The organism is Leptospira neocaledonica, assembly GCF_002812205.1.
GTDB lineage: Bacteria > Spirochaetota > Leptospiria > Leptospirales > Leptospiraceae > Leptospira_B > Leptospira_B neocaledonica.
On the sequence record NZ_NPEA01000005.1, the window covers coordinates 73,429 to 88,707 of the forward strand.

Sequence of the window (15,279 nt, forward strand, 5' to 3'; positions counted from 1 at the left end):
CAAAATAATTTGCTTTTTAGGACCCGTTTCCGACCCTGTTCGGAGGAGACCATAATGGGCGTACCTTTCATAGATATTAAAAGATTCGAGCCGGGATTACTAGATGCTTGGGAAGATAAAGTAAAAACTCTCAGCAAGAACGCCTCCTTTATCGGAGGAGAAGAAGTCGCATTATTAGAAAAAAATCTGGCAACAACTGCTGGGACCAAATATTCAATCGCATGCGCGAACGGAACAGACGCACTTCAGTTAGCACTAAGAGCCTTAGGAGTCGGGAAAGGAGATAAGGTATTAGTTCCTGATTCTACCTTCTGGGCAACGTTTGAATCAGTAGTGAACGTAGGAGCTGATCCTGCAACGGTAGATACAAATCCAGATGATTTACAAATGGATTTCGAAGAATTCAAAAAAGCACTCGAAGAAGTAAAACCAAAGGCTGCGATCATAGTTCACCTTTACGGTTGGGGAAGCTCTAAGTTAGAAGAATACCGTAAACTTTGTAAAGAAAAGGGAGTTTTCTTATTAGAAGACGGAGCCCAATCCTTCGGAGTTTTGTATAAGGGCAAGCCGATCTACCAAGACGCATTGATCACCACTACTTCTTTTTATCCAGCAAAAGTTTTAGGCGGGGCAGGAGATGGTGGGGCAGTCTTCACAAACGACGAAGAGCTTGCAAATAAAGTCAGAATGCTTGGAAATCACGGAAGGACTTCTCATTACGGTTATGGAGATGTGGGTTGGAATTCCAGAATGGATACCTTACAAGCTGCATTCTTAAATTTGAATATTCCTTATTTAGATGCAAGGATTGCTTCTCGCAGAAAAGCAGCTGAAAAATATTACCAAGTTCTTCCAGGTTTAGGAGTGAATGTAATCCATCCTCCAAAAGACTTTCAAGAAAATGGATATTGTAATGTAACTCTTTTTGATCCTGCAGAAAGACCAAAAATCCAAGAAGTTTTAAAAACAAAAGGGATCGGTTCTGCGGTTATTTATCCTGGAGCTATGAGTGATCAACCGGGAGCAAAACCGTATATCGTAGGTAAATTCGGAAAAGAACATAGAACCGGAAAGATCTGTGATTCTATATTAAATTTTCCTTTATTTCCGTACATGACTGATTCCGAACTGGAAGAAGTTTTTGCCGCGATTAAAGAATATAAAAAATAAAATTTTTAAAAAAGTCTGAAAATTATAAGAGCCGCTGATTCAGCGGCTTTTTTATTTCTCGCCAAAATCCGTAAAAAATCAGTATTATTCCGAAAGAAATTAGATTGCCACTGTCTAAGATTTAAGTTTAGAATGATTCTAAAATGAGTAAACTAAAAAGGAGATAAGTATGAAACCAAATATAGGAATCCCGGAGAAGGATAGGGAAGCCATTAATCAAGGCCTGCAAAAACTTCTAGCAGATACGTACTTTTTATATTTAAAAACTCATAACTACCATTGGAACGTTACCGGACCTTTATTTAATACATTACATTTGATGTTCATGACCCAATACACTGAACTTTGGAATGCTTTGGATTTGGTGGCAGAAAGAATTCGTTCTCTCGGTTATCCGGCGCCCGGAACCTACAAAGCATTTTCTTCTTTAACTTCTTTGAAAGAAGAAGATGGAGTTCCTAAAGCAGAAGATATGCTTAAAAATCTTGTGGATGGACATGAAGCAGTGATCCGAACTGCAAGAGCGATCCTTCCTTCTGCAGACTCGGGAGGGGACGAGGTGACAACGGACCTTCTTACCCAAAGATTGGAGATCCACGAAAAAACTGCTTGGATGCTTAGAAGTATGCTGGAGTAGAATCTTAGTATATTCTGAAAATAGAATATTTCGGGGAATATTCCCCGAAATAAAAACCCGGAGAGATCGATCTGGTATTCGATCTTTCTCCCCGGGTCGTAGAGAGTTTAGAGAGTGAGGATATACTCCACTAGATCATCTACCTCAGCTGCAGAGGCAGAACACCATGGGTGAGGAGCTGCAGGCATTCCGATAGGTTGGGAAGTTCCCAACTCTTGAACACCGTATTCTCTTCTCATCTTCTGGTAATCCCAATAGTACCAATCCGGATCCCAAGGAACTGTTACGAAATATTTATGTCTTTCGATGAATCTGTTTCTTTTTGTTCCGGCATCATTATTAGGAGATTTGAATGCTCTAAACACATCTGACTTTCTGTTTTGAGGAGGATAAGGTTCCGGATGATCCGGTCCGCCTAAGGCAGGAGACACAGGTGCATGTAAAGTGTAATACTGGTTATATAGAGCGGATCCTTCCGTGCATCGAGCAGGATTGACCAGATCTTCTAAGTTACGAACGTGACCGTCGCTCAATAAACCTCTATGTTGTACCCAATACATATCTCTTAAGAAAGTAGCGCGAACAGATTGTATTGCCTTTTGATAAATGGTTGGCGCGAAAAATCTTCCCACTTCGTTTATCTTAAACATCTTCTCGTTAGAGTTTAAGCCCACTTTATCATTATGACAAGATCCACAATCTCTTTGGAAGGTTGCCTTTCCTCTTGCGACTGCAGCAGTAATACCAGGTTGGTTTTCCCATCCAGCTTGGACGAAAGCACCTTCTCCGGAATCTGCGCCTGCTTGAGCGATTAGTTTACCTTTGGATTTTAGCCAACGATATATTCCCACTTGTCTGAGAGCTTTATCGTTTCCGTCCAACTTAGTCATATAAGCGGTAAGAGCTTGTAGTTCTTTCGCATACATTGCACCGGTAGCACCATCAGGTTCTTCCGAATGGATATAAGAACCTTCGAATCCAACATAGGATTCTGTATGAGAAAGAGATCTTCTGACTCCCATATAGTTGGTAACGTTTGGAATTGCGATTGGAGAGAACTCATAATCGTTATCTGTTTCGCTACCTTCTCCTTTGATGCGGATCAAAGAATGTTCTCCAGCTCCTTGAGGCATAACGTAGATCAACATTGTTTTATCTACGTCTTTGGAAGAAGAATCGAAACTTGGTCCCGGTTCATTCTCCTTAATTCCTTTAAAATCTCCTAATAGAGACCATTTCATAGACCACTTAGGGTTAGGAAGTCCAGGGATTACTTTAGTCACAGTGTTGCCTGGAGAAGCTTCATAAGTGATTTTGTATCCATGGCAAGAAGCGCAGTTGAATCCAATCCATTCTCCTTTTCCGGTATATGGATGAGAAGCTTCCGCATATCTATAACCTGCCCAACCGCTGCTCTTAGTATTTCCTTTGAACAATTGGTCTCCACCTAAGTATCCAGGAATTGGAGTAGGTTGAGGATAACGATCGAAGTATACATTATCGATCGCCACAGAAGGAACTTGGCCTGATACTGTTTGGTAAGCTCCGAACAGGAGAAGTGGATCCGCAGTGTACCCAGTAACAGGATCTTTTGCTTGGTATGCGAAAATTTTCTTCCAATCTAAATTTCTGATCGCGTGAGCTACACCGATATTGAAATCATAAGACCAGAAAATTTTCTCACCAAGTGCGATGATGGAAGAGAATCCAGGGTTGTTCACATTTACTTGTAAAGGTGTAGTACCTTTCGCATCGCTTAAGATAGAAACAACATCGCATTTATGTTTGAAGTCTTCGTCAGTAACTCTTCGAGTTTGCGCATCAATCACGTTATGTGGCTGTCCCGGATGAAGTAGAGAATCGTTATATCCGACCCTTTTTTGGATCTGAATGATTAGAGGCCCTGAGGTTGTGTGTTCTGGAACCTTGAACTGGATCTGAGTATCCGTCCAAGCAAGAATATACTTGCTCCAGCTATCCAAAGGTTCGTCCACTTCGAAGTTTACCTGTTTGGTGATGTCCAGTCTCTGCTCGAACATTCTTAGATCGGTTTCCAAAATTCTGGTATTACCGATCATAATTTTAGAAAAGTCGATTTCTGGTCCGGCTCCGAAACCTGTTCCTTTAAGTGTGATGGTTTGGCCAGGGCTGAAAGTAGGAGTAGGGTACGCCGGCCCATCCGTTACTGTTTGCCATACAAGATTTCCATTCACCAACACTGATTGTAATACCGGCTCCGGGAAAGAAGATGCGGACACTGCGCGAATTCCTTCTCGGATCGGATCAAATTTACATACTTCTTCCTGGTTGGGGAATTCCGTAAAAATTCCTACGGGGCAACCCGCAGCTAACACAGCCATCCCTAACAAGGCGTACCGCAAATAACGTTTTGCGGCACGTATTCTTTGCATTTCCATTTTTCCGCTCCTTAGTCCGGAATTGTTCAATACCGGATCAAGTTCTGGCGGAGAAGAATACTCCATAATAAAAATCGGGTCGTCCGAGCCACGGAATTCGAACGTTCGAGTTTCATTATTCGAACAGTTGTGCAAAAATCAAAACTTATAAAATAAGTAAAATATAAGAATAGAGTGAATTAGATTTCTGAAAAAGACGGAGAATGTAAGTGTTCGAAATAAAAATTTTTCACTTATTTTATTGGATCTCAAATCGTTCTGAGATTTGTTTCGAATGAGAACACTTGACAAGCCTTGGTATTTTCTTAATATACCGCCTATGTTAAATCCCGAAGTGGTAACTCCTCTATTCTACTTCGGAAGTGGCCTTTCCTTTTTATTGGTGGTCCAAAAGTTAATTCCGCCTATAAAACGCAGAGAAGATAGGATTGGAGCCCTTCTGTTTCTTTCGTTGGGGATCATACTATTCACAGTTGCGAATGTGGTCTTGGAAATTGATAGGACTTATCCGCATGCAATCTTCTTATTACTCACTTCTTTTTCGGCTATCGGGCCCTTATCTTTGCTATATACACATTCTTTGATATACCCGAATCAAACTTTGTACCGAGACATTCGTCTTCATTTTCTTGTGCCTGGTCTTTTTTTATTAGGAGAGATATTTTTTTTCGGAAGGCCTTGGGACTCCATCATTTCCGATCTGGGAGACTTTAGAAATATCAGATATAAACATTATCTTTCCTGGGGATTTTTCATAACAACCGCACTTACGACTGCCTATTTCGGATTTAGATACAGAATGTTATTAACCGTGATCTCTATTCCGGAGTTGAAGTCTCAGATAAGATTCATCTTTATTCTGGCGACCATTACGGTTTTTGCAATGTATTCCTTGGTTTTCGGATTTATGTTCGGCCTGGATGTTTTGTTCAGGGTCGGCGGACTTCTTGTGACTGGGATTGTGACTCTTCTATTCTTGGCGCCCTCTAGGTATCCGGACTTTTTTGCTCCTTTGACTAGAGAAGTAAGAAAAAAGAAGTATGAAAAATCGCTTCTGATCGGTTTGGATCTGAATTTGTTGGAGCTCAGGATCCAAGAATTGATGAGAGAAGATAAATTGTATCGGGATCCGGAGCTGACCCTTCATTCTCTGTCGGAAGATCTGGGAATTAAACCGTATCAGTTGACAGAATTTTTGAATGAACATCTGCAAACCGGATTTCATAATTATATCAACGGTTTTAGAATAGAAGAAGCGGTCAAACTTCTGGAAGAAAAACTGGATCAGGACATTCTTTCTATCTGTTATTTTGTAGGATTTAATTCTAAATCTTCTTTTAACGATGCATTTCGAAAGGTAACAGGAAAAACTCCTACACAACTTCGTCAGAAGAAGTCAGATGTTCCTGAAAAACAAAAAATGCATACTGCCCGTACAGGGGTTCCTCCTTTAGGAAAAGGACTGGGTGGTATGGTGGAACTTGGTGATTCAGATCGAATATCTGTAAAAAATCGCCCGATCAAGGCTGAAAATCGGTAAAGAGAAGTATCCATTCTTCTCCATTTCTATCGTACCAATCTTTTTCCGGATAATAGGTCCCGCCTAAGGTCTCTATTATTTTTTTCATATATGGTTCGCCTGGATCGAAGTCCTGGGCATCCAAAAAGATGGATCCTCCCCATTTTTTCTTAGCCTGAGTATGGGAGAATACACCTTTCAAGGATTCTATCCTTTCATTATTCAAAGGAATTTGGTATTTTTGGCAAAGCTCATAAACAAGTTTAGAAACCGCGGTGATCTGAGCAGGATTTGCAAGTAACATCTCTGTATCCTTACCGACGATCTCAATTTGGAAACAATTCCGATTTGTACCTGTGGCGGCCGCAGCCATATGCAGGGGAGAATCCAGCAGTTGATAAATTTTTCCGTCTTTATCTGCAAGGAACGTGGCCGCTAAATTCCGTTTTTCTAATACTCTTAGAGTTCCTTCGTAATCGTTGATTGCGGTAAAATGTAATACGACACAATCTGCAGTGATTGCACCTCTGTAATTGTATTTGAGTCTTTTTTCTTCCGGAAGAAGTCCTTCTGCCGTTTTTTCGATATTCTCCAGGTCTGCTTTGGGAGTAGGAGTTACACCTCTTCCTTTATCGTAACTAGGTTCTTTGATCTCTCCATTTTGTCCTACAAACGGTTTTTCTTTCCGGAGCACCCATTCCCCATATCTATCTTTCCATTCCATTTCGGAAAAATAGGAACCTTTGAGTTCTTCCAAAAGCGCCTTTAGAACATTTTCATTTCCGCAATCACTTCCGTTTAAGAAGCCGCCGAATTTCTTTTTGGCCTGACTATGTGTGAATATTCCGGAGCGCGAGCCCACATCGAAGTTTGTAACCGGTATCCCGAATTCTTGAGAGGTTTTGGCGATCGTATAGAGCAAAGATTTTTTCTGAGCAGGACGTTTGAGTATATCTTCCTTATCTCCTTCCCAAGAGATATGGATCATACTTGTATCTGTCTTTGGCGCAGCCTTGAGGAGAGAAGTCCCGGGATCTTCTACCCCGTAAATTTTGCCTTTTTTATCTACGATATAATGTACTAACCATCCAGAATTTGCACTTTTTGTAATATAGTCTTCTGTGGAAAGTCCTTTGGTATGATGGAGTAATATTCCGCTCACTTTTGTTTTTTTGCGAAGAACAGAAAGGGAAGCTGTACTTTTATCCTTAGGTAATAATTGAGAGAGCGGATGGATAGGAGATGCGAACTCGGTGATAGAAAAGTTTGTTTCCGGAAGGGAAGTACAAGTAGATATGATGCAGGCAATAGGTATTAGAAGAACGGTTTTCAACATCCTCTCTCCGTTAGTTTTTCTTTTAATAGAGAAAGGTCCGATCTGACTCTTTCTAAAATGGATTTTGCCCTAGTATGTTTGTTTAGAAGATCCTTATATTCTGGAACCGCTCTGTTTTTTTCGTCTCCAAAGTCCGGTTCTAAAGGAAGTGTTTCCAGATCTCTGAGTGCAGCTTCCGCATCCGTTCTGATCTTGGTCCAATTTGAGGTAAAAGAAGAATAGATTTCTTTAGGAAGTTTATCCTTGGAGACCTTGATACGTTCTTCCATTTGCGGAAGATCTATCTTTAGGAATTCGCTTAACGCCTGGGAGTCTTGGACCAGTTCTTCTAAAATTCCGCTTAAATGTTTTTCTAGAGCCTGTCTTTGGGTATGTATTGCCTTTTTGGCCCTTCTGAAAATCCGAAGCATTGCTAAGGCAGAAAGTATCAGAACCGATAGAAAAACCCAAAAGGAGAATTTGGAAATGACCCATCGGAATCCAGGAGAATCGAACCATTCCTGTAAATAAAAGGCGGAAAAGCCTAAGGCCAATAGGATCAAAAAAAATACGAGAGCAAGAATTCGCCTCATCTCTTTCTCATTTAGGAAAAGGTTTTCTTTCTGTCAAGGTCAAGATGGACCTTCGTGGAGCCGAAACTAAATAGTGATGGATGCTTCTGCGAATCGTTTCCCTTCTCCTTCCCGCAAATCCGACCCCCCTAAAGTCGTGAACCTTGGTTTTTATCGGATCAAAAAAACTCTTAGGGAAGAAGGTTTTGAAGTAGTGGAAAAAGCAGACGGTAAGATCACTCTTGTGCTGAGAGTGAAGGATTAAGGCGCAGATTCTTCTAACGTAGGTAATTCATCCGAAAACTCTTTTGGCTCCGGCTTTTTAGGGAACAACGTATCTCCGCAGCTTTTTCTAAGCAGAGAATCTATTTTGGTTTTTTCTGGCGAGTGGGGAAGGATTCGAAGATAGATCCTGTAATTGCGGACTGCTCCAGGACAATAACCATTCTTTAAATACAAACTTCCCAATAATCTTCTGGCACCTGGATGAGCTGGTTCATGCTCTATGATCTTTGTAGCGAGCCTCATAGACTTATCAGGATTTGTTTTTGCATTCTTCTTGGATTCGTCCCAGGTTTTGATCAGTTCTTCTTCGTATAAATAATAGAGTTGGTTGTTTCCCATTTCTAATACTCTGAACACGATTGCATCTTGAGTTCCACTCTTGCACGCTCCGAACCAGATATCTTCTCCACTATCCGTCATTTTGTTTCCGCGGACTTTGACGAGATCGCTTCCATCCAAACATCCCGCCATCTCATATATATCTCTCATAGCAGCCGGTGAAACTGCGAGTAATACTCTGAGTTGATTTGCATAAGAAGCGATATCATCTTCCGGCATTGCGTCTTCCGGATTGATCACATTGGGGGAATCGTTGAATATTCGTAGCTTGATGGAAGATTCTAGGACCCAATCGGGTAGATCTAAACTTTTTATAAATGCATCTTTAGGTTTCCAAAAAGATCGGATGGTCTCACAGGAAGAAAGGGCGAAAACCTGGACTCCCAACAGGATCAGGAATATGCAGAATTTGGATTTAGAAGCTTCTTTTCCGGTTGCCACTCAGGGTAACTTGTGTTTTCTCGATATAAGAAGCAACCAGGAAACAGATGCCTCAAGAATTGAAAGCCAAGCTGGACGGAAAGGGACAAAAACATTGTATCGTTGTCTCCCGTTTTAACGAATTCATAGTCGAAAGCCTTTTGAAAGGTTCTATAGACGGACTCCATGCAACTGGAGTAGAAGATAAAGATATCACCGTGGTCCGGATCCCGGGAGCTTACGAACTTCCGATCGTGGTTTCCAAAGCCGCTCAAAGTAAAAAATACGATTCTATCATTTGTCTCGGAGCAGTGATCCGAGGCGCTACCGCTCATTTTGATTTTGTCGCCGGAGAATCTGCAAAAGTAGGATCTATCGGAGTGCAACATTCCGTGCCTGTGATTTTCGGAGTTTTGACTACTGATACAATCGAGCAAGCCATCGAAAGAGCCGGTACCAAGGCAGGTAATAAGGGCTACGAGGCGGCTCTGACTGCGGTGGAAATGACAAATCTACTGAAACTTCTCTAATCTATGTCTTCTTCCAGAAGGAAGTCCAGAGAGATCGCATTAATGGCATTATACCAGTTAGAACTGGTGGATCCCGCCTTATCGGAGGTCCTAAAGTTCCGTTGGTATGACAAAAAGATAGAAACGGAAGAAAGGGATTTTGCCGTTTCTATCATAAATGGTGTTGTGAAAAACGCGGAATCAATCGATACTCTCATCAAGAAATACTCGAGGAATTGGGATTTTGCTAGAATTTCCCCGGTGAACAAATGTATTCTACGTTTGTCCATTTATGGGATATTGCATTCCAAGGAAATTCCGCCAAGGGTCACCATCGACGAAGCCGTCGAGTTGACTAAGGAATTTGAAAGCGAGAATTCGGTCCCTTTTATAAACGGGATCTTGGATTCCATCCTTCAGTACGAGACGAACCGACATGGAAAACCCGATCCGCAAGAACCGAATCTTCCTGGAGACGGAAGAACCTAAACCTTCCTACTATTACGGGGACGAGCCGGAAGAGTTTCGTCCTAAGCGTCATTATAATCCGACTGCATTTGCTTGGGGAGCCTTAGCTGCCTCCCTTCTTCTTTTGATTGCTCTTGCGATTTGGTATTCCTTTTTCAGAGAAGGTAAACCTGGTTTTGGTACAAATACGGTCGCTGACGGCAAATCACCGATTATGCCGAAAGGAAGTCTGGCAAAAGAATTACAAAGGCCTTATCTTCCTGATGGTACGAGTAATCCTCTACTGACCAAATGTATAAACTTATACAAACAGAATCATGCTAAACCAGCATTCGATTATTGTACTGAATTTTTAACAGGCCCGGTGACAGACCAGGAGAAGTCCCTGGCTTTAACTGTTCTCGGAGTGATTTATGACGAAGACGGAAGATATCCACAGGCGATTGATTCCTTGCAAAAGGCGATCGCTGCTGACGGAAGAAATGTATACGCTTATTATAATCTAACTTTAGCATATGCTCATAGCGGTCAACATTCCGCCGCTAGAAATACTGCTTTAAAAGCAAGAGAGATTGCGCCTAACGATCCGAGGATCGCTCTCATGGCGGGAAATCTTTTTAATGAGATTAATGATCCTGATGCAGCGATAGATGCGTATAAACAGGGACTTTCTTCTTCTCCGGATGATCCTTATCTAACATATAACCTTGCATTAAGTTATTTTAAAAAAGGAGAAATCCCACAAGCAGAAGAACATTTCAAACTTGTGGTGATGAGGGCACGTGGCGGAAAACTCGCCGCTCTTTCCAGTTCTTATTTGGGAAATATTTCCTATAATAGGGGAGATTATGTTTCGGCAGAACATTATTTTAGAGAAGCGGCAACTCTTACCCCGAATGATGCAAAGGCATTGTATAATCTTTCTATCGTTTTGAAGAAGAACGGTAAATTAGAAGAATCCGTAAAATATCTGGAACTTGCCAATCAAGCAGGTTCAAACGATCCTGAATTATTCCGTTCCATCGCAGAAGGTTTCGAACAATTGAACCAGGGAGAGCAATCCATCAATGCTCTCCAAAAAGGCCTAAAGTATAATCCGAATAATTTGGATCTATTATTCCAACTAGCGGAAACATATTATAATAGAGGTGACCTTCTCGCCGCGGAAGAAACTTACAGAAGGATCGTGGACTCCACTCCAGGCGATAGTTTTACCGAAACTGCATTATTAAATTTAGGCGTAGTCTTGGATCAAATGGAAAGATATGGAGAAGCGATAACCTATCTAAATCGGGTCCTGGATCTAAATCCTAAAAATGCAAAAGCTTACTATAATTTAGGTCTTGTTTATAAACACACAGGTAACGGCACCCAAGCAATCGAAAATTTCCGTAAGTCATCTTATTTAGATCCGGATGATATCAAGCCTAAGGAAGCCTTAGGGGATTATTATTTGGAAAACAAATTTTATAGAGAAGCTATAGAAGAATACTCAATACTCTTCAAACAGAAAGAAGACTACTATAAGGTCGCCTTAAAACTTGCAGAAGCATATATGGGCACAGGAGAATCTTCCAGCGCTGAAAAAATCCTACTACAAGTGTTGAATAGATCCAGAAATTCAAACGAGATCAAACAAGCTCATAAAAAATTGGCACTTCTTTATAATAAATCAAAAGACCCGGATATGAAAAATAGAGCAAAGGACGAAGCTTATCGTTCCGCTCATATGGATCCGGAAGATTATGAAGGTCGCTTAGTCCTTTCTAAAATTTTACTGGATTCCAATTCTGTTTTGGATCGAGAAAAAGCGATAGAGGAATTAACAGCTATCGTAAAGTCGGAAATAAAACCAAAGACGGCATCCACTGCTTATAATTATCTGGGCGTCGCATTTTATAAGAACGGAGAATATAAAAAGGCAGTCCGTTCCTTCCAAAATGCAATAGACTTAGATCCGTCCAATACGGAAGCTTACGATAATAAGCGGGCCGCGACGGCCGCATTGGAGGATTCCTCCAAGAGGGACGGTCTTTTCTGAAAAGAATTCCATTCTTTTGTCTGGTTCTATTCTTCACTGTATATTTCGGCGGAAATATTTTTGCCGAAGAACAAAAGGATCCATTTAAGGAATCCGTTCTTTCCAAAGGAAGATCTCAAGCCAGAGCAATTTCCGAAATCAAGTCCAAGAATCGTTTGGATCTGCTTAAAGAACTTCCCAAAATTATTTCAGAACCTGATGCGAGAGAAGATAGCATTTTCGCCTCCTTGGCGCTTTTTTCCGAGTTAGAGGACTTGGATTCTCTTGCTCCAACGTGGGCAAATGAACTCGACACTGTTTTTAAAACTACTCGAAGCACGGATATCCAGACCAGGATCCTAGAACTTGCAGACCGAAAAAAAGAAAAACGACTTATCTATGCAGTGATCGCAGGTCTTATTCATACGGATTTTGAAGTAAGACAATCTTCTTATAGATATGTGCAAGGGATCAAAGATGACCGTGCAATGCCTCATGTTTTGGATCTTGCGGTTTCTAATAATCCTGTATATAGAGAATATTTTTTAGAGTCGGCAATATGGATCAAAGACGAAAGGGTTCAAAATTTAATTAACAAATTCGCGACAGACGATATTCCTGCACTTCGTAGGAGATTTTTTACAGTATTAAATAAGAATAATATACCTGATAATCGCGGAAATATTCCGCGTATGGCTGCTTCTGACCCGGATGAGGATGTTCGCCTTCATGGTTTAGAGATCCTGAAAAACAGGAAAAGCAGGCAGTATATTTCTCTTTTTTATAAGGGGATTACTGAACCGAATCCGGATCTGAGAAAGATCTGCACCGAGGCATTGTTTTATCTGAGCGATAAACAAGGTGCTAAATCGGTTTCAGAACAACTTGCAAAAGAAACTGTTCCCGGACTTAAGGCCAGATTGATCGATCTACTTTTGGATCTTGGAGCCCACGGAGGTGGACAGGGATTATTAACCGTTTTGGACATGGATAAGGATCCGGGGCTTCGATCTCGCGCTGCGGAAGTGATGGGGAAACTAGGATTTAATCCTGGAACTAACGAACTCAAACGTATCTTTGAAAAAGAAAAAGTAAACGAAGTCAAACTATCTCTCTTGAAAGCTTTGGGAGAGTTGAAGGACAAAACTTCAGTTCCGGCATTGATTTCATTTGCCTCCAATAATAAAAAAGAATATCTTCCTCTTCGCTTACAAGCCGTCGACACTGTTCGGATCATTGGGGACCCTGAATGTTTGCCTGCTTTATTTGATGCTTATGTAATAGAAAAAACTCCTGAAGTAAAATCCGAAATGGAAAAAGCGGTCAGAGAGATCATTTCTATTAAGGTCTCTAAATAAGAGTCACGAAGATTAATTGAGACATAGAATTTTATCACACAGAGGCACAAAGCCGCGGAGTCTTTAAAAAATGCGAGCTGCACTTTTTTTCTTTCTTATTTTATTCACAGCCTCCTGTAAAACCACTTTAGAGCGTAAATATTTGCCTGAGAGTTCCTGGGATAAGAAAGAGGGAAGAGCAGAACATCCGGAACGAGAGAGAGTTGCTTACGATGTTCGCGCTTGGGAAGTTCGGGGTGAAATTTTAAAAAAAATATTAGAAGACCCTAATAATAATACCACCGCATCTAAATCTAAAGAGAGTATTTTGGAACCGGATCTTGGTTGGGATCCGAAAGGGAAACGTGTGTTTTTGGTAGATATACGTTCCAATACAATATATCGTCCTGTAGACATTTTGGGAGAGATTGGGATCCGTTTAGGAGAGTGTGAAGGAAAGGATAAGATAGAATTTCCTTATACATATTATTTTTTCCCGGTAGAAAAGGGTGGAGGAAGGGACGGCAAAAATCAGATCACAAAATACAAATTCGAAAATTCGAAACCTTCTTCATCCGCTACAAAATTGAAATCTAAAAATTCATATGAAGAAGAAACCAAAAAGGTTTTGGCAGCGTTTCCGGAATCTTGTTTTCAAAAAGGTCCGAATCCGTTAGAGGTCCAGATCTTGGGATATGAACTTTTCACTTTTAGATTTTTGTTTGAATATTAAAGTCGGATGTTGGAATTCCAACGTATGATGGAGTTCGCCCCCACCCTGCATTGGGATCGGGGGGAGTGGCCCGTGGGAGAGCACATTCCGCACTACCATATTTTCCTAAAACTTACAATAAAATTTCCTACCAGTAATCCTTGTTGGAATTCCAACATTGCCGGCCAAATCAAATATACTGTTTCAGATATTCTTTTCCTTTTAAATGGCTCGGATATAAAATAGGAAATTCTACACCCGTACGTTTGCGCTTTCTTCGATAAGCCTTGCTAGAATCAGTGTAAACTTCGTATTCCGATTCAACTCTAAATAGAAGTTTTTCCCAAAATAGAAAATGATTATCTATGAATTCTTGTCTTACATCTTTCGCTCTGGAAGTTAGAGGACATTTGGTTTGGAATTCTTGCATGAATACTAATCCCACCAAAACTCCTCTTGTGTCCAAATAAGGTTCTAATGGAAAAGTCCTGCAACTAATGGAGCGGTTTTCTCTTTCGCAATGAGCCACTCCCTTGCATTCACAAAATGTAATTTTCCTATGATCGTATACTGCGAAATCTTTTTTTTCTTCCCGAGTCATCGGAACATATGCTTTCCATAGATCCGTTCTTTTAGATAACATTTCATATTCCGCTTTATATAAAGCCGGCAATGCATTGTCCGCTTGGCAGCACACAGGGATTCCTCCGTTGGAAGGAGCGCACAAACTTCCACAGTTGTATTCTGTGACTTCTTCTTGAAGAAGTGTATAATAATATTGTATTTCGTCTTCCGTTAAGGCTTTAGGGTCCGAGGTCCGAGACTTCTTCATTCTGCTCTACTTCTCTTTTTTTCTCTCTTAGTGTGATTACTCTTTCCAGATAGAATATTCGGAATAGCGTGTATGCCGTCCCCATAAACGTGCAGGAAAATAAGAGTCCCCATCTACGATAGAAAAGGTCGGCGCTTGTAGAGAGCCAGCCGTTTTTCTGAAATACTACAAAAACGAGAGAAGAAAGTACCAATGTAGAAAAACAGCCCAGTATAAAATATACCGTAGCTCTGAAGATCCAGAGTTTATCTTCCCTTTCGTATTTTAACATTAGGAATTGTTTGTATAACCTCTCGTATTCCTTAGGAGTGGAAATTTTTTGGAGCTCGAAATATCTTTCGAATTCCTCCGGAACTCCTTCGGGGTCGGGAAGTACCAATTCATAATCTAAGGACGAATCGTAACGTTTTCGTCTGGCAGGATCTGATAGATGATAATAAGCCTCTGCGCCTTCTCTTAATTCTATATCCTTCCAAGGGACCCAGGAATGTTCTTTTAGATCTTGTACATATCGATGAAAGGCCTCTTCCACTGCTTGTGGAGAAGCGTCCCTGGAAATGCCGAATAATACATAATAGTCTGCTTTACGGCTGAGTCCTGTTCCCGATCGGTTCATTTGATTCGTCTTAAGAGAATTCAGATTATGATCCGATCCCGGCAGGAAAGGAAACTTTTTTTTAAGGTTTCGAGCGGGTTGACAGGCTCTTTACTTTTCCAAAACTGGACC

The 15,279-nt window shown here is 40.9% G+C and carries 15 protein-coding genes; 9 read left to right on the forward strand and 6 right to left on the reverse strand.

What is annotated here, in order from left to right:
- Window positions 1-54: 54 nt before the first annotated feature.
- A complete protein-coding gene (locus CH365_RS09520) occupies window positions 55-1,170 on the forward strand; it encodes a DegT/DnrJ/EryC1/StrS aminotransferase family protein (RefSeq protein ID WP_100768353.1) in 1,116 nt (371 codons plus the stop codon).
- A 169-nt stretch (window positions 1,171-1,339) separates the two neighbouring features.
- Entirely contained in the window at window positions 1,340-1,807 is a 468-nt protein-coding gene (locus CH365_RS09525; RefSeq protein WP_020771404.1) for a Dps family protein, read from the forward strand.
- A 107-nt stretch (window positions 1,808-1,914) separates the two neighbouring features.
- Here CH365_RS09525 and CH365_RS09530 read toward each other — a convergent pair whose 3' ends face one another.
- Window positions 1,915-4,218 carry a hypothetical protein gene (locus tag CH365_RS09530; RefSeq protein ID WP_100768658.1) on the reverse strand — a complete coding sequence of 768 codons (2,304 nt, stop codon included), beginning with the start codon at window positions 4,216-4,218 and terminating at the stop codon, window positions 1,915-1,917.
- A gap of 280 nt (window positions 4,219-4,498) precedes the next feature.
- Here CH365_RS09530 and CH365_RS09535 point away from each other — a divergent pair, with 280 nt between their 5' ends.
- On the forward strand, window positions 4,499-5,764 hold the full coding sequence (locus CH365_RS09535; protein WP_244283099.1) for a helix-turn-helix domain-containing protein: 1,266 nt from the start codon (window positions 4,499-4,501) through the stop codon (window positions 5,762-5,764).
- On the opposite strand, the gene CH365_RS09540 is transcribed toward CH365_RS09535, so the two are convergent.
- On the reverse strand, window positions 5,745-7,079 hold the full coding sequence (locus CH365_RS09540; RefSeq protein ID WP_100768354.1) for a peptidoglycan recognition protein family protein: 1,335 nt from the start codon (window positions 7,077-7,079) through the stop codon (window positions 5,745-5,747). The two genes, CH365_RS09535 and CH365_RS09540, sit on opposite strands and share 20 nt — an antisense overlap.
- On the reverse strand, window positions 7,073-7,651 hold the full coding sequence (locus tag CH365_RS09545; protein WP_100768355.1) for a hypothetical protein: 579 nt from the start codon (window positions 7,649-7,651) through the stop codon (window positions 7,073-7,075). Before CH365_RS09545 ends, CH365_RS09540 begins: the two co-directional genes overlap by 7 nt.
- Before the next feature lie 73 nt (window positions 7,652-7,724).
- Here CH365_RS09545 and CH365_RS19990 point away from each other — a divergent pair, with 73 nt between their 5' ends.
- Window positions 7,725-7,895: a hypothetical protein gene (locus CH365_RS19990; protein WP_165782590.1), complete on the forward strand. Its 171-nt coding sequence runs from the start codon at window positions 7,725-7,727 to the stop codon at window positions 7,893-7,895.
- Here CH365_RS19990 and CH365_RS09550 read toward each other — a convergent pair.
- On the reverse strand, window positions 7,892-8,695 hold the full coding sequence (locus CH365_RS09550) for a tetratricopeptide repeat protein (protein WP_100768356.1): 804 nt from the start codon (window positions 8,693-8,695) through the stop codon (window positions 7,892-7,894). The genes CH365_RS19990 and CH365_RS09550 overlap by 4 nt on opposite strands.
- A gap of 47 nt (window positions 8,696-8,742) precedes the next feature.
- On the opposite strand from CH365_RS09550, the gene ribH reads away from it, so the two are divergent.
- From ribH to CH365_RS09575, 5 genes are all read left to right on the forward strand, one after another.
- The gene (gene ribH, locus CH365_RS09555; RefSeq protein WP_100723158.1) at window positions 8,743-9,204 is read left to right on the forward strand and encodes a 6,7-dimethyl-8-ribityllumazine synthase; all 462 of its coding nucleotides are present in this window, start codon (window positions 8,743-8,745) and stop codon (window positions 9,202-9,204) included.
- A 3-nt stretch (window positions 9,205-9,207) separates the two neighbouring features.
- Window positions 9,208-9,672: a transcription antitermination factor NusB gene (gene nusB / locus CH365_RS09560; protein WP_100768357.1), complete on the forward strand. Its 465-nt coding sequence runs from the start codon at window positions 9,208-9,210 to the stop codon at window positions 9,670-9,672.
- Window positions 9,620-11,692, forward strand: coding sequence for a tetratricopeptide repeat protein (locus tag CH365_RS09565; protein WP_165782591.1), 2,073 nt, complete (start codon window positions 9,620-9,622; stop codon window positions 11,690-11,692). Before nusB ends, CH365_RS09565 begins: the two co-directional genes overlap by 53 nt.
- Before the next feature lie 56 nt (window positions 11,693-11,748).
- Window positions 11,749-13,029, forward strand: coding sequence for a HEAT repeat domain-containing protein (locus tag CH365_RS09570; protein ID WP_208861201.1), 1,281 nt, complete (start codon window positions 11,749-11,751; stop codon window positions 13,027-13,029).
- A gap of 70 nt (window positions 13,030-13,099) precedes the next feature.
- On the forward strand, window positions 13,100-13,741 hold the full coding sequence (locus CH365_RS09575; RefSeq protein ID WP_100768359.1) for a hypothetical protein: 642 nt from the start codon (window positions 13,100-13,102) through the stop codon (window positions 13,739-13,741).
- Window positions 13,742-13,910: 169 nt separating this feature from the next.
- On the opposite strand, the gene CH365_RS09580 is transcribed toward CH365_RS09575, so the two are convergent.
- Window positions 13,911-14,552, reverse strand: a complete 642-nt coding sequence (locus tag CH365_RS09580; protein ID WP_100768360.1) for a hypothetical protein — start codon at window positions 14,550-14,552, stop codon at window positions 13,911-13,913.
- A complete protein-coding gene (locus CH365_RS09585) occupies window positions 14,524-15,168 on the reverse strand; it encodes a J domain-containing protein (RefSeq protein ID WP_100768361.1) in 645 nt (214 codons plus the stop codon). Before CH365_RS09585 ends, CH365_RS09580 begins: the two co-directional genes overlap by 29 nt.
- Window positions 15,169-15,279 lie beyond the last annotated feature (111 nt).

Coding starts and splice junctions, on each gene's coding strand:
- CH365_RS09520 (WP_100768353.1), top strand. CDS start 55: ATGGGCGTACCTTTCATAGATATTAAAAGATTCGAGCCGGGATTACTA.
- CH365_RS09525 (WP_020771404.1), top strand. CDS start 1,340: ATGAAACCAAATATAGGAATCCCGGAGAAGGATAGGGAAGCCATTAAT.
- CH365_RS09530 (WP_100768658.1), bottom strand. CDS start 4,218: ATGCAAAGAATACGTGCCGCAAAACGTTATTTGCGGTACGCCTTGTTA.
- CH365_RS09535 (WP_244283099.1), top strand. CDS start 4,499: ATGAGAACACTTGACAAGCCTTGGTATTTTCTTAATATACCGCCTATG.
- CH365_RS09540 (WP_100768354.1), bottom strand. CDS start 7,079: ATGTTGAAAACCGTTCTTCTAATACCTATTGCCTGCATCATATCTACT.
- CH365_RS09545 (WP_100768355.1), bottom strand. CDS start 7,651: ATGAGGCGAATTCTTGCTCTCGTATTTTTTTTGATCCTATTGGCCTTA.
- ribH (WP_100723158.1), top strand. CDS start 8,743: ATGCCTCAAGAATTGAAAGCCAAGCTGGACGGAAAGGGACAAAAACAT.
- nusB (WP_100768357.1), top strand. CDS start 9,208: ATGTCTTCTTCCAGAAGGAAGTCCAGAGAGATCGCATTAATGGCATTA.
- CH365_RS09565 (WP_165782591.1), top strand. CDS start 9,620: ATGGAAAACCCGATCCGCAAGAACCGAATCTTCCTGGAGACGGAAGAA.
- CH365_RS09575 (WP_100768359.1), top strand. CDS start 13,100: ATGCGAGCTGCACTTTTTTTCTTTCTTATTTTATTCACAGCCTCCTGT.
- CH365_RS09580 (WP_100768360.1), bottom strand. CDS start 14,552: ATGAAGAAGTCTCGGACCTCGGACCCTAAAGCCTTAACGGAAGACGAA.
- CH365_RS09585 (WP_100768361.1), bottom strand. CDS start 15,168: ATGAACCGATCGGGAACAGGACTCAGCCGTAAAGCAGACTATTATGTA.